This window comes from Devosia sp. Leaf64 (assembly GCF_001421945.1).
Taxonomy (GTDB): Bacteria; Pseudomonadota; Alphaproteobacteria; order Rhizobiales; family Devosiaceae; genus Devosia.
On sequence record NZ_LMLO01000012.1, the window covers coordinates 589,455 to 607,840 of the forward strand.

The window sequence follows — 18,386 nt, forward strand, 5'->3', positions numbered from 1 at the left end:
GCCTCTCCATGGCGCCGGATGTGAATCAACATCAAACTCAAGCGTAATGAAAAATTTTCATTACATGCGCTCGGGTCGTTCCCTAGTCGTCCACCGTATGCATAAATCTCTTGTCTAGACGGCGGATTTCATGCTGTTACGAAGACACTCTATGCTTCGCAAATTGATCTATGCAATATGAAAAAAATTGCATGACTACTCTCGGAGCTGAATTTTCCGGGGCAGCAGGGTGAACCTGTCGGAGGGCTGAATGGAAGAAGCGACGCAAAATCAGCGCCTTAATGACGATGCGATGACACCGCGCCGCGTGCCCCTCTCAGCGCGAAAAAATTCACAAGCTGGTTACTTACGGCTCCTCGTGGAAGCCATGATGCTGGGCGAACCGCTGCAGCGGCCTGCCCTGGCTCAGAGGGTCGGCCTCTCCCGCCTCGCCGTTTCCGAACTGCTCGCGACACTCGAAACGCGGGGTCTGGTCGAGGTCAAAGGCGCGCTTGGCGGCACGCCCGGACGGTCGCAGCTCTTCTACGCTCTGCGCACTGACGCCGCGCTCAATGTCGGTTTCGATGTGGGTGGCACCAAGGTTGCCGGGGCGATTGCCGATCTCCGGGGTGTCATTCTCGCAGAACTGACCGAACCCACCGTCCGGACAGGGCTCGCCGGTCTTGTCGGGCAGTTGTCTTCCATGGTCGACGCTCTCTGCGAAAAGGCGCAAGTGCCACGCTATCGCTTGCGGGCGGCAGGGATTGGCGTTCCTGCGGCCGTGCAGCCGGACACAAATGTGCTGAGCCTTGCCGATAACCTCCCGGGCCTTGAGGACGGGGATTTTCCGGCCGCCTTGCGTGAGGCCCTCGGCGTGGATGTGTTGATCGACAATGACGTCAATCTCGCGCTCCTGGCGGAAGTCGGGCATGGCAGTGCGCGGGATCGGGGCAATGTCGCCTTCATCGCCCTTGGCACCGGCATTGGCGGCGCGCTCGTCATCAACGGCAAGCTGTTGCGCGGTGCGCATGGCGGCGCCGGCGAAATGGGCTATATGCCGCTTTGGACCATCGAGAACCGCGGCGTGCCGGGGCTTGAGGAACGGGTGGGCGAAGCCGGTATCAGGCGTTTCTACACAGCGGCAGGCGGCGATGCCAGCCATGTCGTTCGCGATATCTTCGAGATGGCGGCAGCAGGCAATGGCCCTGCCCTCTCGACGCTCGACACCACGGCCGAACATGTCGCGCGAGCAGCATTGACCGTTCTGGCGCTGATCGATCCCGACGTGATCGTACTTGGTGGGAGTATCGGCTCACGGCCCGAACTGATCGAGCGGGTCAGGACACGCGTCGAAGAAGCCTGGATGCGGCCAATCGAGATCGTGCGCAGCCAAAGCGGTGGCCGCGCGGGGCTACTGGGCGCCGTGGAATTTTCCAATCAGCATATGCTCGAGCAGATGTTCGGCTCCCATCCGCGCGCCTGACAGCTTCTCGTTTCTTTGGCATTGGTCTATCCTCATCTGGTCGCATATGCGCTGAGGAGGATTTCGCATGGCCGATGTTCGCCCACCGACGGGTGTCACGCCCTATATCAATGTCGACGGCGCCAAACGCGCGCTCGAATTTTACGAAAAAGCCTTTGCCGGCGAGGTGAAGCAGACGATGCCGGCCGAAGGCAGCGACCGGTTGATGCATGCCGAGATCGCCATCAACGGCACCTCGATCTACCTCTCGGATTTCTTTCCCGATTATGGCTTTCCGCCCGTGCCGCCGCAGGCGTTCAACCTACACATTCATGTCGAGGACGCGCAGGCCTGGTGGGACCGGGCCGTCGGCGCGGGATGCCTCGTCGTGCAGCCGCTCAAGAAGGAATTCTGGGGCGATATCTACGGCCAGCTCCGCGATCCCTTCGGCGTAACCTGGGCGATCGGACAGTCCGATACACACTGAACCACGCCACGAAAAAGAAATCCCCGCTTTCGCGGGGATTGTTTGAGAGACTGAGTGGTAAGCTATGCGCTCAATAGGCTGTCTTCGAATAAAGACGGACCATGTTCTTGGCAGATCCCGGAGGCTGCCAATAGATACGGGCGACGAGGTCGCGAATACGGCCACTGCGGACCAGATCCATTCCGAAGGCGCTTTTTGCAGCAGCCTCAGGGGTTGAAGCATCGACGACATGTTCGGCCTGGACCGTTTCGCCTCGAGCATCGACAACGCGGTATTGCATGAATTCTTCCCCCGACACGCAAAGCGCCCCGGTGACGACGAGTCGCCGGGGCCTTTGGGCCGATGACCAATCTGATCAGTCATCGTCTATGAGAGGTTAACGGGCTCGATCACTTCTGGTTCCCGCGCCGGGTGTGCCCTACGGAAAATGCGCTAGGGGTATATCCCAAGTTAACGGGAAATATACCGTGACGATGAGATTCTCGGGCCGTGCGCCTCACGTCTTGGTGAGCATACGAGGCGTCGAGGAGGAGTCGTGCGTCTCAATTCCCTGCCCATCCGCGTATCCCTGTTCGCGGGTGTCGTCATCGCCCTCGTTTTCTGTGTCGGCATGAGTTTCCTCGTGCAGCATATCGGCACCTCCGTGGAAAAGCAGACGACGGCGCTGCAGGCAGAAACGACACGCTCGCTCTCCGAGAAGGTTTCCCGCGATCTCGTTCTGGCGGAACAGACCGCCGTCGATATTGCGACGACGACAGCCGCGATGAAAACCGCAGGCATCACCGACCGCGCCGCCTATGACGGTGTGCTGCAGGCAATGCTCGCGGCCAATCCGGAACTGCTCGCTACCTGGTCGGCCTGGCAGCCGCAGGCGCTCGATGGCCGCGATGCCGAGTTCGCAGGGCAAGCCCCATGGGACGTGACGGGCCGTTTCGTGCCCTATTGGCAGCGCGGCAGCGGCACCATCGTTCAGGAAATGCTGACCGGGTATGACACACCCGGCGCCGGCGACTATGCCTTGCTGCCAAAATCGCTCGATCGCGCCGTCGCCATCGAACCCTATCCCTATGTGGTGGGCGGCCAGGAAATCCTGATCACCTCCTTTGGTGTGCCGATCAAGGTCGGTGGCGCCTATGTCGGCACCGCCGGCATCGATCTCTCGCTCGGATCGATCAATGCCGAACTCTCGCAAATGCGGCCCTTCGATACCGGCAATGTGGCGCTGGTCTCGGCAACCGGCATCGTCGTGGCACATCCCGACGCAAGCCTCGTGGGCAAGACATTGCCCGCCGACAATCCGCTGGCGCAACTCGTGCAAAAATCTCTCGCCAGCACCGACTATGTCGAAACCGAAGCAGCCGGAACCGATGGCGCCCCCTGGCGCTATATGGCGGTGAGCTTTGCCGCAGGGGGAACGCAGGACCGCTGGAGCGTCGTCTCGCTCGTACCGCAGGCGACGCTGAGCGCGGCCGTATCGGAAGCGCGCTGGGCCATCATTGGGCTCTCGGCCCTTTGCATCATTGCCGCCATCGCCATCGTCTTCGTCTTGATGCTGCGCCTTGTCGGCCGGCCGCTCGGCAAGCTCGGCGCAACCGTCGAGACCATGGCCAAGGGCAATTATGATCTCACCGTGCCGTATATGACGCGCAAGGACGAGATCGGCACCCTGTCTCGCTCGGTCGATGTGTTCCGCGACAATGGTCTCAAGGTCGCGGCAATGACCGAAGCCGAAGCTGTGCGCATCATCCGCGATCGCGACGAGCGCGCCAAGATGATGGCCGAGCTTCAATCGGCTTTCGGCAATGTCGTCGATGCCGCCATTGCGGGCGATTTCTCGCGCCGGGTGAATTCCGAATTCCCCGATGCCGAGCTCAATGCGCTGGCGCATGGCGTCAACACGCTGGTTGAAACGGTCGATGCGGGGCTCGATGAAACCGGCAAGGTTCTGGCGGCACTGGCCGATACCGACCTGACGCAGCGTATCCAGGGCAATTACAGCGGTGCCTTTGCCAAACTGAAGAACGACACCAATGCGGTCGCCGATCGTCTGACCGATGTCGTCGGGCAATTGCGCGGCACGTCGCGCTCGCTGCGCACGGCAACGGCCGAAATCCTCTCGGGCGCCAACGATCTCAGCGACCGCACCACCAAGCAGGCGGCAACGATCGAAGAAACCTCGGCCGCCATGGAGCAATTGGCCCGCACCGTGATCGATAATGCGAGCCAGGCAGAAACCGCTTCAAAGAAGGCCGAGGACGTCTCGCGCTCGGCCGAAGAAGGCGGCAGCCTGATGAACGATGCGAATAGCGCAATGGACCGGATCACCCAGTCTTCGGCCAAGATCTCCAACATCATCGGCATGATCGACGACATTGCCTTCCAGACCAATCTGCTCGCGCTCAACGCATCGGTCGAAGCTGCGCGCGCCGGCGAAGCGGGCAAGGGCTTTGCTGTGGTCGCCGTCGAAGTGCGGCGTCTGGCGCAGAGCGCGGCGCAGGCATCGTCGGACGTCAAGCAATTGATCGAGCAGAGCACGGTGGAAGTGTCGGCCGGCTCGCGACTCGTCGCCAATGCAGCCGATCGACTGGTTTCCATGCTCGAAGCCGTGCAGGAAAACAGTTCGCTCCTCAACGCCATTGCCCGCGGCAGCCGCGAACAGGCTTCGGCCATCGAGGAAGTTTCCACCGCCGTGCGGCAGATGGACGAAATGACCCAGCATAATGCCGCGCTTGTCGAGGAGATCAACGCCTCGATCGAACAGACCGAAGCGCAGGCCAGCGAACTTGACCATGTGGTCGACGTCTTCCGCATCAGCCACATGGAGCAGCGCGCCCCGGAGCGCGCTCCGGCCCGGCCTGCGGCCAAGGCGGCGACGGCGGCAAAATATCAGGTGCAGGGCAATGCCGCGCTCGCGCAGGACTGGTCGGAGTTCTAAGACCTCCACTGCAGACCAAAATTGACAGGGGCCAGCCGCGGGTTGGCCCCTTTCTTTTTGTGCAGAAGGCCGCCCATTAAAAATATGCAATGTTCCGCTTTGGGGGTGCCCAAATCTCTTGCCATGCGTTGTAGGGTCAACGGCGGCGGGGGTGCCGCCGGCGACACGGGAGCATGCAATGCAAATCGCTATGGTGGGGCTGGGGCGCATGGGCGCCAATATGGTGCGGCGGCTGATCAAGGCCGGGCACGAATGCGTCGTCTTCGACGTCAGCCCGGACAATGTCGCGGCGCTGGTCAAGGAAGGCGCGGTTGGCGCCAGCTCCATGGAAGAGATGATCGGCAAGCTCCAGGCGCCGCGCGCGGTCTGGCTGATGCTGCCGGCTGCAATCACCGGAAAGATCGCCCGCGAAGTGGCGGGGCATTTGCAGCCGGGCGATACCATCATCGATGGCGGCAATTCCTACTATCGCGATGCGGTGGATCTGGCGCGCGAGTTCCAGGCGCAAAATATCAGCTTTGTCGACGTCGGCACGAGCGGCGGGGTCTGGGGCCTCGAGCGCGGCTATTGCCTGATGATCGGCGGACCCAAGGATAGTTTTGCGCGGCTCGAGCCGATCTTTGCCTCGCTCGCGCCGGGCAAGGACGGCAATGGCGCCGAAGCCGGCTCGGGCGACACGGCGCCGCTAGGGTATCTGCATTGCGGGGCGAGCGGCGCGGGGCACTTCGTCAAGATGGTGCACAATGGCATCGAGTATGGGCTGATGGCGGCCTATGCCGAGGGGCTCAATATCTTGAAGGCTGCCGATGCGGGCAGCGAAGCGCGGGCTGCGGATGCCGAGACGGCGCCGCTCCATGATCCGCAATATTATCAGTTCGATATCGATGTCGGCGGGGTCGCGGAAGTCTGGCGGCATGCAAGCGTCATCAGCTCGTGGTTGCTCGACCTGACGGCATCGACGCTGAAGACAGATCCGGAATTGACCAATTTTGGCGGCAAGGTTTCGGATTCTGGGGAAGGCCGCTGGACGCTGCGGGCGGCGGTCGAGACCGGGGTGCCGGCGCCGGTTTTGTCCTCGGCGCTTTTCGGTCGCTTTGCCTCGCGCGATGCCGACGAATATTCCAACAAGCTGATCTCGGCCATGCGCTACGCCTTTGGCGGCCACAGCGAAAAGCACTGAGGAGGCCACTATGCGCAGGACATCCTCGGATGCGCTCGTCGTTTTCGGCGTGACGGGCGATCTCGCCCACAAGATGATCCTGCCCTCGCTCTACCAGATGGTGCGGCGGGGGCATCTCGATAAGCCGGTGGTCGGGGTGGCGCTCGACGATTGGAGCCAAGAGCAATTGTCGGAGCGGGCACGCGATGCCGTGACCAAGCAATTCGGCACGGTGGACGAGGCGGTGTTCGGCAAGCTGATGGGCCTGATGCATTATGTATCGGGGGACTATAAGCAGGCAGCGACCTTCGAAAAGCTGCGCGCGGCCTTGGGGACGCACAAGCATCCGCTCTATTATCTTGCCATCCCACCATCGCTGTTCGGCACCGTGGCTGATGGGCTGGAGGCGGCGGGGATCGCCAAGGGGGCGCGGCTGATGGTGGAAAAACCATTTGGCCGGGATCTTGCCACCGCACAGGCGCTCAATGCGACGCTGCACAAGGTGTTCGAGGAAGATGCGGTGTTTCGCATCGACCATTTCCTTGGCAAGGAGGCGATCCAGAACCTGCTTTATATCCGCTTCGCCAACGCGTTCATCGAGCCGATCTGGAATCGCAACTATGTCGAGAGCGTCCAGGTCACCATGGCCGAGGACTTTGGCATCAAGGGCCGCGGCAAATTCTATGACGAGGTCGGGGCCATTCGCGACGTTGTGCAGAACCACCTGCTCAATGTCCTGCTGCTTCTCGCCGTCGAGCCGCCGGTCAATGGCGAATCCGATGACCTCAGCGACGAGAAGGTGCAGGTTTTGAAGGCCATTCGGCCGCTGAAGAAGGAAGACGTCGTGCGCGGGCAGTTCGACGGCTATCTCGACGAGCCGGGCGTCGCGCCGAAATCCGCGCGCGAGACGTTTGCGGCGCTGCGCTTTGCCGTCGATACCTGGCGCTGGGAAGGCGTGCCGTTCTATATCCGCGCGGGCAAGGAACTGCCGGTCAAGGTGACCGAGGTGATTGTTCGCTTCCGCAGGCCGCCGATTGCGGTGTTCGACGGTTTCCCCAAGGACCAGGCCAATTACGTGCGCTTCCGGCTCGGGCCGCAGGTGGTGACGGGGATCGGCGTGCGGCGGAAGAAAGCGGGCGGGGACATGGTTGGGGAACCGATCGAACTGACCGCGCTCGACGATACGACCGACGACATGATGCCCTATGAGCGGCTGATCGGCGACGCCATGGCGGGCAAGCGGCAGCTTTTTACGCGGCAGGATGCGGCGGAACTGGCATGGCGGATTTTCGACCCCATCCTCGATGATCCCCAGGCTCCGGCACGCTACAAGCCGCGCACCTGGGGACCGAAGGCCGCGATGAAGGGGTTTGAACCGCCCGGCGGCTGGGTGGATCCGGAGGCTTGATCATGGCAGACAAAAAGGTCCTCGCTGTCGATATCGGCGGCTCGCATGTCAAGATCATGGCCAATACCGGTGGCCAGGTGCGCAAGGTCGCGTCGGGTCCGACGATGAATGCCGAGACCATGGCAACGGATTTGCAGACGCTGTGGGAGGGGCTCGACTTCGATGTCATCGCCATGGGCTATCCCGGACCCGTGGTGCACAACAAGATCCTGGCCGAGCCGCATAATCTTGCGCCGGGCTGGGTCGGGTTCGATTTCGAAAAGCGGTTCGGCAAGCCGGTGCGGATCATAAACGACGCCCTGATGCAGGCGATCGGCAGCTATGACGGCGGGCGGATGCTGTTTTTGGGGCTCGGCACCGGGCTTGGGGCGGCGATGCTGGTCGAGCACGTGGCTCAACCGATGGAACTGGCGCACCTGCCCTACAAGAAGGGCCGCACCTATGAGGATTATCTCGGCGAAGCGAGCCTTGAACAGCGCGGGCGCAAGAAGTGGAAGCACCATGTGTTTGAGGCGGTCGAAACTCTGACGGCGGCGCTGCAACCGGACTATGTGGTGATCGGCGGCGGCAATGTGGATGCGCTCGATGACCTGCCGCCCAAGGCAAGGCGGGGGGATAATGCCAATGCGTTCAAGGGCGGGTTCGCGCTTTGGACGGATGAGAAGCTGGTGGTTTGAGGGGATCAAGCGACCGGCGTCGGCCCAACCACTGGCTGTTACCCCGGCAAGGGCCGGGGCCTATCCTGAGATCTCAAGATGAATCCCGGCTCAAGGCCGGGATGACACGGTGCTTGGGATGACTCCGAGGGAACGCCTCAATCCACCGCCAATCCGATCGAAAAATCCTTGTCCTTCCACTCCCCGTCACCATTGCGGAAAGTGAAGTCCAAAGTCTTGTGACCTTCGAGGTCGGCAGCGGTGAACAGGACGCAATGCATGCCGAGGCCGTTGAGGACTGAGGCTTTGTCCCTGGCATTTTCCCAACCGTTTAGGCCGAAATGCAGGGTAAAAGGGTCGCAGGCTTCGATGGAGATGGCTTTGCCTTTGGCGATGGCTGCGAAGGGGCTCGACTCCCGCCAATGCCAGGTCGCGGCCGTGGGCCGTTTGCCGGCATAGCGGGAGGCGATGACGTCGAAGAGTTCAGCCGGGCGGCCGGTAGTCTGCGTCGCCAAGAGTTTCAATAGTTCGCCATGGGCCCAGACGAGGGGCATGGCGCTGCCGGAGGGTTCGCCGGGGACGAGGCCGTGTTCGGGCATGGCTTCGCCGTCCCAGACCTGTTCGGGGATGAGGCCGCCCTTCCCCACCATGCGCAGCATGGAATTGAGATAGGGCATGGCGTCTTCGCCACTGAGGGCCGCATAGTGTCCGCGTTCGCCGGCGAGCAGTGGCCAGGGGCGGCCGACGCCGAGGCCGTCGAAGGGCGTACCGTCTTCGTGTTCGCCATAGCCATCGCCATTGTAGCGATAATAAGCGATGCCGGTGGGCAATTCGGCGCGCAGCTTGGCGTCGATCAGCTTGACCGTATCGACGATGCGCCGATCGTCAGCCGCGCGGAGGCCGGTGCGGACAAGGTACAAGAATTCGAGGCCGATGAGATCGCCGGCCGGTGTTTCGCCATTCTGGACATTGCGGCGGCTGATGATCCCGTCGATGCCGCCATCGACCGCGCGGGGCCCGAGGCGGATATAGTAGCCTGGGAGGTCGAGACCGGCACAGAGATGGCCATTGACCGAATAGGTCCAGTCCTCGATGCGCTCGTTCCAGCTATCGGAGAGGGAAAGGATATAGTCGCGGTCTTCGCCAGTGAAATAATCGGCCGAGACGACGAGCGCGACGATCAACATGGCGAGGGTAAAGGGGCTGGCGCCGGCGTTTTCTTCCCAACGATCCTGATCGCTCATCGGGCCATTTCGGACGATGAAACGGATGGCGCTGCGCACCATGGCTTCTTCGGGTGGCGAATTGGTGAGGTGGCCGACGGCGCGCAGTTTTGCGGCGAGAATGACGGGGAGCGCAACCTCGTCCATCTGCTTGCCGCTCCAATAGCCGCGGCCATCGGGAAAATAGTTTTGCGCCCAACTGCCATCGTCGGCCTGGGTCCCGATGAGATAATCGAGCGTGCGGCCGGCATCCTCGTAGAGGCCGACAGTGATGAGGGCGAAGGCGGCTTCGACCGTGTCACGGGTCCAGACCAGATGATAGCCGCCGGCGTCGTCGTGGCTCGAACCCCAGGGCACGGAGAGGCTCGCGACCATGGCGCCGGCATAGGTGCGGTCCTCATGGCATTTGATGACCATGGCGGAGCGGCGGGCGGCTTCTTCAACTTCCGGCGCAGCATAGGGGATGCGCAGGTGCTGGGCCCAATCCTCCCAGCTCTTCATGAAGATATCGCGGCTTTCGTCGTAGGAGTCCGCCAGGCTCGATCGGGCGAGCGTGCGCGCGCCTTCCGGCGTTTCGGAAAAGCCGAGCGCGAGTACGCCATTGTCCGAGGCGAGTTCGCCCATGAGAGCGACATTGCCGCCCTTGGCTTCGGGAAACGTCCAGGTCATGCCGCCATTGGCGGAAAAATCCTGCCAGCCATCGGAGGTGCCAACAAAGCCGGCGCTGGTGCGGAGAAAGCCCCCATCGGCGCGGAGGCAGAGGGCCGTGGCATTGTGGCTGGCCGAAAGATCTTTGCCGGCCACGGCATCGTTCTCGCGCGCACCATCGAGATGGGGCGCCAAGAGCACATAGAGCCGCGCATCTTCGCCCGAAAGGGCATAGCGGATGAGGAGGCAATCGCGCAGCGGGTGCGGCAGGACTTCGAGTTCGAGCCGGTAGTGCTCGCCCTCATGAACGACGGTCGGCAGCGGAATATAGGGTTTGGGAAGCGAGAAGAGATAGGTGTCGGCGCGCTTGAGTTCGGTCCATCCGCCCTTGTGCGCGATGATGAAGCCGAGATCGCGTATCTGGGGGCGGCCCGTGGACGGCCAATAGACCTCGTTGACGATGCCATGACCGAGGGTCGCCCAGATGCGGCTCGCTCCCAGCCCAGTCGTGATCATGTCCTTGTCGCTGGAAGACCAAGTGGGCTCAAGACCCGGCGCGCCGGGCGGGACATGTTCGGTCATTTTCACTATTCGACGCTGAAGACTATTCAGCAGAGAAGATGCCGCAGGATGGCGCTTGGTTCCAGCGCCATCCTGCACAGACGCGCGATTACCAGCGTGGCTTGCCGTCGGTGAGGCCGCCGGCGCAGGCCTTGTCGATGGCGGCGAGTTCTTCGGCGGTGAAATCGAGATTGCTGAGCGCGCCGATATTATCGTCGAGTTGTTCGAGCGTGCGAACGCCGATCAGGGCCGAAGTGACTTCTGGGCGGCGCAGCACCCAGGCCAGCGCCAGTTGCGGCAGGGTCTGGCCGCGCGAGCGAGCGATTTCGGCCATACCATCGACGGCAGCGAGAGTCTCGGGCTTGATCTTGGCGGCATCGAGGAAGGGATTATTGGAGGTGCCGCGCGAGCCCTTGGTGTCGCCGCTGTTATACTTGCCCGAGAGCACGCCCTGGGCGAGCGGGGAAAAGGCGATGATGCCAATGCCGAGTTCGCCGCAGGCATCGATGGTGCGATCGGTTTCGATCCAGCGATTGAGGGCGGAATAGCTCGGCTGATGGAGGATCGGTTTGACGCCGAGGTCCGAAAGGATGCGATGGGCTTCGCGCGTCTCGGCTTCGGGATAATTGGAAATGCCGACATAGAGCGCTTTGCCCTGTTGGACGAGGGTTGCCAGCGCGCCCATGGTTTCATCGAGCGGGGTGTTGGGATCGTAGCGATGGGAATAAAAGACGTCGACATAGTCGAGGCCCAAACGCTTCAGGCTCTGTTCGCAGGAGGCGATGAGACTCTTGCGGCTGCCCCATTCGCCATAGGGGCCTTCCCACATGTGGTAACCGGCCTTTGAAGAGACGATGATTTCGTCGCGATAGGGCTTGAAATCGTGCGCCATGACCTTGCCGAACAGCTCTTCGGCCGAGCCCGGAGGGGGACCGTAATTGTTGGCGAGATCGAAATGGGTGATGCCGGCATCGAAAGCGCGGCCAAGAATGGCGAAGGCGCCGGGATAATCGCGGGTGCCCCCAAAGTTCTGCCAGAGCCCGAGGCTGATGGCGGGCAGTTTGAGGCCGGAGCGGCCGGCGCGGCGATAGACCATGTCTTCGTAGCGCGCAGGGGAAGCCTGATAGGTCATGAAAATATCCTCCTCGAAATCACTGGCGCCTTTGTAAGGGAGGAATGCGGCGGCGTCAGCTTCGATGGAAAGATTGAGGGGTGGATTGGTAAAGCTACCGCCTAGCGCCGGACGCCCAAGCGGCTCATTTTTTCGCTGAGGGTGCGGCGGGGGACTTGCAGTGCCTCGGCGGCGGCGGCGATGGAGTCGTTGTGGCGGGAGAGTTCGGTTTCGATCAGGTGTTTTTCATAGGCGGCGACGCGATCGGCGAGACCACCGGCGGCTTCGGGCATACTGCGATCGGCGGGGCCGATGATGGCGGCGAGGGAGCGGCCAGTCGCGTCGAGGCCAATGGCGAAGCGCTCGGCGGCGGCTTTCAATTCGCGGACATTGCCGGGCCAATCATAGCGGCGGATGGCGTCAAGATCGGCGGGATGGAGGCTCGGTGCAGGCCGGCCGAAGCGCTTGGCGGCTTCGCCGAGGAAATGGTGGAATAGCAGGACGCAATCCTCGCCGCGGGCGCGGAGCGGCGGCAGGATGATAGTCGCGAGGTTGAGCCGATAATAGAGATCGGCGCGGAAGCGGCCGGCTTCACTTTCGGCGCCGAGATCGACCTTTGAGGCGGCGATGATCCGCACATCGAGTGGAATCTGGCGGTTGGAGCCAACACGCTCAACCACCCGCTCCTGAATGACGCGCAGGACCTTGGCCTGGGCGAGGAGCGGCATGGATTCGATCTCGTCGAGCAGCAGCGTGCCGCCATTGGCATATTCGAATTTGCCGACCCGCTGGCTGCCTGCGCCGGTAAAAGCACCCGCTTCGTGGCCGAAGAGCTCGCTTTCGATCAGTTCGGACGGGATGGCGGCGCAATTGACGGCGACGAAGGGGGCCTTGGCGCGCGGGGAGAAATCATGAAGGCAGCGGGCGACGACTTCCTTGCCCGTGCCGGTTTCGCCGAGAATGATCACATCGGCCGGAATATGGGCCAGTTCGCGTACCGTGTGGCGGAGGCGCTCGACGGCGTCGGAACTGCCAACGAGGCGGAGGGCAAGTTCGGATTCGCCGCCATCGAGCCGGCGCTTCAAATCAGCGATTTCGCGCTTGAGCAGGGCCTGTTCGGCGGCGCGCTTGAGGCTCGTTACCAATTCGTCGGGCACATAGGGCTTTTGGATGAAATCGAACGCACCCTGGCGCATGGCCTCGACAGCCATGGGCACATCGCCATGGCCGGTGATCAGGATCACTTCGGCCGGCACCATGCGCTCGCGGACCTTTTTGAGGAGATCGAGCCCGGAAAGGCCGGGCATGCGAACGTCGCTGAGGATGACATGGGGTTTGATCTCGTCGAGCCGGGCGAGCGCGGAACTGGCGTCGGTCGCGACATGGGTCGCAAAGCCCGAAAGGCGGAGCCATTGCTCGAGGGCGGTGCGGATCATTTCCTCATCATCGATGATGAGCACGCTTTGGTCAGACAATCTGTTCTCTTTCGGCTGTGACCACGATTGGGAGGGTCAGCGTGAAGCAGGCGCCATGGCCGGGCGGGCTTTCGACGGCAAGCGTGCCGCCCATGTCGCGCACGAGGCCATAGGAGATGGAGAGGCCGAGGCCCAAGCCTTCTCCCGGTCCCTTGGTGGAATAGAAGGGGTCGAAAATGCTGGTCAGCGCTTCGGGCGCAATGCCGGTGCCGGTATCGCTGACGGCGAAGCGCGCGCGGCCGTCGGCTCCGGTGTGGGCGGCAATCGAGAGGACGCGGATGCTCTGGCCGGCCATGGCGTCGGCGGCATTGGTGAAGAGGTTGATGAGCACCTGTTCGATATGGATGGGATTGCCGGCGATGCGGATCGGAAGCCGCGGGCGGCGGTATTCGACCTCGATGCCGAGGGCGCGCAGCTTGTGATCGACGAGATCGAGCGCATTGGCGACGACCGCGGCGGCATCGGCTTCCATCGGCGCGGCGCTCTGCTTGCGGGCAAAGGTTTTGAGATGGCCGGTGAGCGCAGCGAGGCGATCGACGATGCGGTCGATATGGCCGAGAACGCTGGTTATGTCCTCATCCTGGCGGCGTGCGGCGAGGAGTTTGGCGCTGGCAAGGTGCGTCGTCAGCGCGGCGACGGGCTGGCTGACTTCATGGGCGACGCCGGCAAGGGCCTGGCCGAGGCTCGCGAGTTTGGCGGCCTGCACGAGATGGCCCTGCACGGCGCGCTCGGCGGCTTCGGCGCGGATGCGGTCGGCGATTTCGGCGCGAAGGGCCTCGTTGGTGACATAGAGATCTTCGGTGCGCTCGGCGACGCGCAGTTCGAGCTTTTCGTGATCGACGAGGCGCTGGGCGAGCATCCGGCGGCGCTGGAGGAGGAGTGCGGCGATGAGGCAAAGCGCGGCCACGGCGAGCGCGGCGGCGAGGGCGGCGATCCAGGCATCGCGGAAGAGCGGCCAGGCGGGCGTGAAGGAAATGATGCGCCACTGATGCACCGGCAGGCGCATCTCGTCGACGATGAAGATGCCGCTCGTATCGGTATCTTCATCAGCGATGTAGGCGAAATTGACGCCGCGCGAGGGCCAGATATCGACGGCGACCGGTTGATCGCTGGCGCCTTGCGCGCCATAGCGCAATTGCGGGGCGATCATCGCATAGGTGCTGGCAGGGAGCGGCGAGATCGGGCGATAGCGCCAATCGGGGCGTGTGGAGAGGATGGTGATATTGTTGATATCGACGATGCCGATCAATTCGCCCGAGCGCCACCAATTGGCTTCGATCTCGCCGAGATTGATCTTGGTGACGGCTACGCCAAGGGGTCCGTTTTCGCCATCGATGCGACGGGCGAGGAAATAGCCGGCGACCCCAGTGACCGTGCCGACGGCGTAGAATTTGGCATCGCCATCGAACATGGCTTCTTCGAAATAGGGACGGTAAGCGAGGTTTTCGCCGACGAAACTGTCATAGGCCCACCAGTTCGATGCGGCGACGACATGGCCATCGGCGGCCATGACGAAAAGCTCCCCTGCCCCGGCCGTGTCATTGAGGCGGGAGAGGAAGGCATTGGCAGCTTCCCGCCTCTCGGTATTTTGCGGCTCAGCGAGAACGTCGCGGACTTCGGCGGCCAGTGCGATACTCGAGGGGAGATAATGGAAGCGCTCGATAATGGCTTCGAGCGTACGGTCAAAAAGCGCGAGGCGCCGATCGGCCTGATCGCCGGCATTGCGAAGGCCAGCCGAGAGCGTCCACTCGAACGCCACCCAGCCCGTGCCGAGGATGGCGAGTGCCGCCAAGGCGAAAGCGAGCAGCGTGCGCCGCGAGCGTATTCCGCGATGGACCAGACGATTGGCCATGGCTTTTGTTGGCAAGAATTTGCCACCCTTCGGGTACAGTTCTGGCAAGTTTCCGCCACATTGGCCAGTGCGAAATGCACAAAACGCAGGTCTGGCCTGCATTTTTGAGTTGGCATACGGTTTGCAACAGGAATTGCGAGACCGGCGGAGGAGCCGGCTACAGATCACTTCCGGGAGGAAACCAATGAAGAAGACTTTTGCCGTCGCCACACTGATCGCCTTTGCCCTGTCCGGCACGGCCTTTGCGCAGGACTATCCGACCAAGCCGATTACCGTCGTCGTGCCCTTCTCGGCTGGCGGCCCGACCGACACGGTGGCGCGCCTCGTTGCCGAAGCCATGAGCCAGGATCTTGGTCAGCAGGTCGTGGTGCAGAACGTCGGTGGCGCAGGTGGCACGCTGGGCGCCGGCCAGGTCGCGACCGCGGCGAATGACGGCTATACGCTCCTGCTCCACCATATCGGCATGTCGACCGCCCCGACGCTTTATCGCAGCCTGCCCTATGATCCGCTGACCGATTTCGCGACCATCGGCCTCATCACCTCGGTGCCGATGACGCTCGTGGCCCGCAAGGATTTCGAACCCAATACGCTCGAAGAACTGCTGACCTATATCAAGGCCAATGGCGAGAACGTCACCTATGCCCATGCCGGTATCGGTTCGGCCAGCCAGCTTTGCGGCATGCTGTTGATGGAGCAGACCGAAACGATCATGACCACCGTGCCCTACCAGGGTGCTGGCCCGGCCATGACCGACATCATCGGTGGCCAGATCGACATGATCTGCGACCAGACGACCAACACAACGAGCCAGATCCAGGCCGGTGAAGTCAAAGCCTATGCCGTGACCTCGCCCGAGCGTCTCGCCAATCTCCCCGAGGTGCCGACCACCAAGGAAGCCGGGCTCGATCTCGAAATCGGCGTGTGGCACGGGCTTTATGCACCAGCCGGCACCGATCCTGCGATCATCGAACGTCTCGACGCCGCACTGCAGAAGGCCCTGACCAATGAAACGGTCATCGCCCGCTTTGCCGAACTGGGTACGACGCCGGTGACGGCCGAAGAAGCGACTCCTGCTGCGCTGACCGAAACGCTCACCAGCCAGATCGAACTCTGGCGCGGCGTCATCGAAGCCGCCGGCGTCTACGCCGAGTAAACGACCAGCCTAAAAGCGGCCCGCACTTACGCGGGCCGCACTTGGCGTAAAATCAAAAAAGTCTTGGGGAGGCGGCCATGCTGGCCAAGTTTTCACTTCGCGAATTGCTCGCGGGCGGCATTTTCGTGCTCGCCGGAGCCTATTTCGCGCTCGAAGCGTTCAACTATGAAGTGGGCACGGCCTTTCGCATGGGCCCAGGCTTCATGCCGCTCTTCCTTGGTGCGGTGCTCGCAGCTTTAGGGATCGGCGTTGCCGCCAGCGGCTGGCAGAAACCGGACAAAGAAAAGCCCTTGCCGCCATCCTGGCGCGGCATTGCGCTGATCATCGGCGTCGTCATCTTCTTTGGCGCGACTATCCGCGGACTCGGCTTCGTGCCCGTCGTCTTTATCGGCTCGTTCGGTTCGGCCATGGCCAGCCGGCTCAATTCGCCGCTCTTTGCCGCGCTATTGGCGGCCGGGCTCACCGTTCTCTGCACCGCCATCTTCGTCATCGGCCTCGGCATGACCGTGCCGTGGTTCGGGCCCTGGCTCGGTCAATAGGAGCGATCAATGGATATCATCGGCTATCTCGGCCTCGGTTTTTCCGTCGCCCTCGACCCTATCAACATTCTCTATTGCTTCATCGGCGTGCTGCTCGGCACTCTGGTCGGCGTGTTGCCCGGCATCGGGCCGACGGCCACCATTGCCATGCTCTTGCCGATCACCTTTTCGCTCTCGCCGGCCGCTGCGCTGATCATGCTCGCCGGCATCTATTACGGCGCGCAATATGGTGGCTCGACCACCGCGATCCTCATCAACTTGCCCGGTGAGAGCTCATCGGCGGTGACGGCGATCGATGGCTATCAGATGGCCAAGAAAGGCCGCGCCGGACATGCGCTCGCAACGGCCGCGCTCGGCTCGTTCTTTGCCGGTACCGTCGGCACGCTGCTTCTGGCCTTCTTCGCCCCGCCCCTTGCACGAGCGGCGCTCAATTTCGGGGCGCCGGAATATTTTGCGCTCATCGTGCTCGGGCTGCTCGTCTCCATTGCCTTGGCGCATGGCTCGATCCTGAAAGCGCTGGCGATGATCGTGCTAGGCCTTTTGTTGGGCATGGTGGGCCAGGACATCTATACCGGCACGCCGCGCTTCACGCTGGGCATCCGCGAGCTCTATTCCGGCCTCAACTTCGTGTCGGTCGCCGTCGGTATCTTTGGCGTCGCCGAAATCCTGCGCAATCTTGAAAACGAGAAGGGCCGCGATGTCATGGTCAAGTCCGTCAAGGGACTTTGGCTGGGCAAGGAAGAGTTCAAGCGCATCATTGCCCCGGTGATCCGCGGCACGGCGCTCGGCTCCATCCTCGGTATTCTGCCGGGCGGCGGGCATATTCTCGCGTCCTTCGCCTCCTACTCGGCGGAAAAGCGTCTTTCGAAGCATCCTGAGGAATTCGGCCATGGCGCGATCGAAGGCGTGGCGGGCCCGGAATCGGCGAACAATGCGGCGGCGCAGACCTCCTTCATTCCGCTGATGACGCTCGGCATTCCAGCGCACCCGGTGATGGCGCTGATGGTTGGTGCGTTCATCCTGCAGGGCATCACGCCCGGCCCCAACGTGATCAACGATCAGCCGGCACTCTTTTGGGGCATCATTGCCTCGATGTGGATCGGCAACCTCTTGCTGGTGCTTCTCAACCTGCCGCTGATCGGGCTTTGGGTGAAGATGCTCTCCATTCCCTATCGCGCGCTGTTTCCGGCCATCGTGCTCTTTGCCTGCATCGGCTGCTATTCGATCAACCAGAACATCTTTGACGTCTTCGCCATCGGCTTCTTCGGCATCCTTGGCTATGTGCTGATCCGCCTCGGTTGCGAACCGGCGCCACTGCTCCTCGGCTTCGTCCTCGGTCCGCTGCTCGAAGAACACTTGCGCCGCGCCATGATCATCTCGCGCGGGGACCCGATGGTGTTTTTGGAACGCCCGATCTCGGCAACGCTGCTGGGCCTTGCCTTGCTTGCGGTGATCATTGCGGTGCTCCCCTCGATCCGGAAGAAGCGCAAGGAAGTGTTTGTCGAAGAGGACTGAGTGGGTTTTGCAAGATTTGGATGGGCGTCACGCAAGTGGCGCCCATTTTTGTTTGGGGGGGCCATGCGCTCCGGAGCCATTGGATTCTGGAAGCTCACCCAAGAGCCGCCTTTCCCTCTGGCTTGACCCGAGCAACTGTGTTGTTGGTTCAGGTTTTGAAGGCGTTTGGTCTCTCAGAACGGCATTGGCGATGACAAGGATTTTTCGCGCAATAGCGATGAGG

The 18,386-nt window shown here is 62.3% G+C and carries 15 protein-coding genes; 9 read left to right on the forward strand and 6 right to left on the reverse strand.

Annotated features, from left to right (window positions below):
- Nucleotides 1-250 precede the first annotated feature (250 nt).
- Together ASE94_RS08270 and ASE94_RS08275 are read left to right on the forward strand one after the other, a co-directional pair.
- Nucleotides 251-1,462, forward strand: coding sequence for an ROK family transcriptional regulator (locus ASE94_RS08270; protein ID WP_062629967.1), 1,212 nt, complete (start codon nt 251-253; stop codon nt 1,460-1,462).
- A 67-nt stretch (nt 1,463-1,529) separates the two neighbouring features.
- A complete protein-coding gene (locus ASE94_RS08275) occupies nt 1,530-1,928 on the forward strand; it encodes a glyoxalase/bleomycin resistance/extradiol dioxygenase family protein (protein WP_062629968.1) in 399 nt (132 codons plus the stop codon).
- Nucleotides 1,929-1,998: 70 nt separating this feature from the next.
- On the opposite strand, the gene ASE94_RS08280 is transcribed toward ASE94_RS08275, so the two are convergent.
- Nucleotides 1,999-2,208, reverse strand: coding sequence for a hypothetical protein (locus ASE94_RS08280; RefSeq protein WP_062629969.1), 210 nt, complete (start codon nt 2,206-2,208; stop codon nt 1,999-2,001).
- Between the two features lie 255 nt (nt 2,209-2,463).
- Between ASE94_RS08280 and ASE94_RS08285 the strand changes: the two genes are divergently transcribed.
- From ASE94_RS08285 to ASE94_RS08300, 4 genes are all read left to right on the forward strand, one after another.
- Entirely contained in the window at nt 2,464-4,863 is a 2,400-nt protein-coding gene (locus tag ASE94_RS08285) for a methyl-accepting chemotaxis protein (RefSeq protein WP_062629970.1), read from the forward strand.
- Nucleotides 4,864-5,041: 178 nt separating this feature from the next.
- Nucleotides 5,042-6,043, forward strand: coding sequence for a phosphogluconate dehydrogenase (NAD(+)-dependent, decarboxylating) (gnd, locus tag ASE94_RS08290; protein WP_062629971.1), 1,002 nt, complete (start codon nt 5,042-5,044; stop codon nt 6,041-6,043).
- A gap of 10 nt (nt 6,044-6,053) precedes the next feature.
- Nucleotides 6,054-7,430, forward strand: coding sequence for a glucose-6-phosphate dehydrogenase (gene zwf / locus ASE94_RS08295; RefSeq protein WP_062629972.1), 1,377 nt, complete (start codon nt 6,054-6,056; stop codon nt 7,428-7,430).
- 2 nt (nt 7,431-7,432) lie between these two features.
- On the forward strand, nt 7,433-8,107 hold the full coding sequence (locus ASE94_RS08300) for an ROK family protein (protein ID WP_062630023.1): 675 nt from the start codon (nt 7,433-7,435) through the stop codon (nt 8,105-8,107).
- A 137-nt stretch (nt 8,108-8,244) separates the two neighbouring features.
- Here ASE94_RS08300 and ASE94_RS08305 read toward each other — a convergent pair whose 3' ends face one another.
- From ASE94_RS08305 to ASE94_RS08320, 4 genes are all read right to left on the reverse strand, one after another.
- Complete coding sequence (locus ASE94_RS08305; protein ID WP_062629973.1) at nt 8,245-10,539, reverse strand: glycoside hydrolase family 15 protein; 2,295 nt, start codon at nt 10,537-10,539, stop codon at nt 8,245-8,247.
- 88 nt (nt 10,540-10,627) lie between these two features.
- Nucleotides 10,628-11,650 carry an aldo/keto reductase gene (locus ASE94_RS08310; protein ID WP_062629974.1) on the reverse strand — a complete coding sequence of 341 codons (1,023 nt, stop codon included), beginning with the start codon at nt 11,648-11,650 and terminating at the stop codon, nt 10,628-10,630.
- Between the two features lie 101 nt (nt 11,651-11,751).
- Complete coding sequence (locus tag ASE94_RS08315) at nt 11,752-13,104, reverse strand: sigma-54 dependent transcriptional regulator (RefSeq protein ID WP_280137166.1); 1,353 nt, start codon at nt 13,102-13,104, stop codon at nt 11,752-11,754.
- Entirely contained in the window at nt 13,097-14,956 is a 1,860-nt protein-coding gene (locus ASE94_RS08320) for an ATP-binding protein (protein WP_062629975.1), read from the reverse strand. Before ASE94_RS08320 ends, ASE94_RS08315 begins: the two co-directional genes overlap by 8 nt.
- 184 nt (nt 14,957-15,140) lie before the next feature.
- Between ASE94_RS08320 and ASE94_RS08325 the strand changes: the two genes are divergently transcribed.
- The 3 genes from ASE94_RS08325 to ASE94_RS08335 all read left to right on the forward strand — a co-directional run bounded on the left by ASE94_RS08325 (nt 15,141) and on the right by ASE94_RS08335 (nt 18,163).
- On the forward strand, nt 15,141-16,109 hold the full coding sequence (locus ASE94_RS08325; RefSeq protein WP_062629976.1) for a tripartite tricarboxylate transporter substrate-binding protein: 969 nt from the start codon (nt 15,141-15,143) through the stop codon (nt 16,107-16,109).
- Between the two features lie 77 nt (nt 16,110-16,186).
- Nucleotides 16,187-16,648: a tripartite tricarboxylate transporter TctB family protein gene (locus ASE94_RS08330; RefSeq protein WP_062629977.1), complete on the forward strand. Its 462-nt coding sequence runs from the start codon at nt 16,187-16,189 to the stop codon at nt 16,646-16,648.
- Between the two features lie 9 nt (nt 16,649-16,657).
- Entirely contained in the window at nt 16,658-18,163 is a 1,506-nt protein-coding gene (locus ASE94_RS08335; protein ID WP_062629978.1) for a tripartite tricarboxylate transporter permease, read from the forward strand.
- A 27-nt stretch (nt 18,164-18,190) separates the two neighbouring features.
- Here ASE94_RS08335 and ASE94_RS21335 read toward each other — a convergent pair.
- The coding region (locus ASE94_RS21335; protein ID WP_210166232.1) for a hypothetical protein at nt 18,191-18,386 on the reverse strand (196 nt) is incomplete at its 5' end.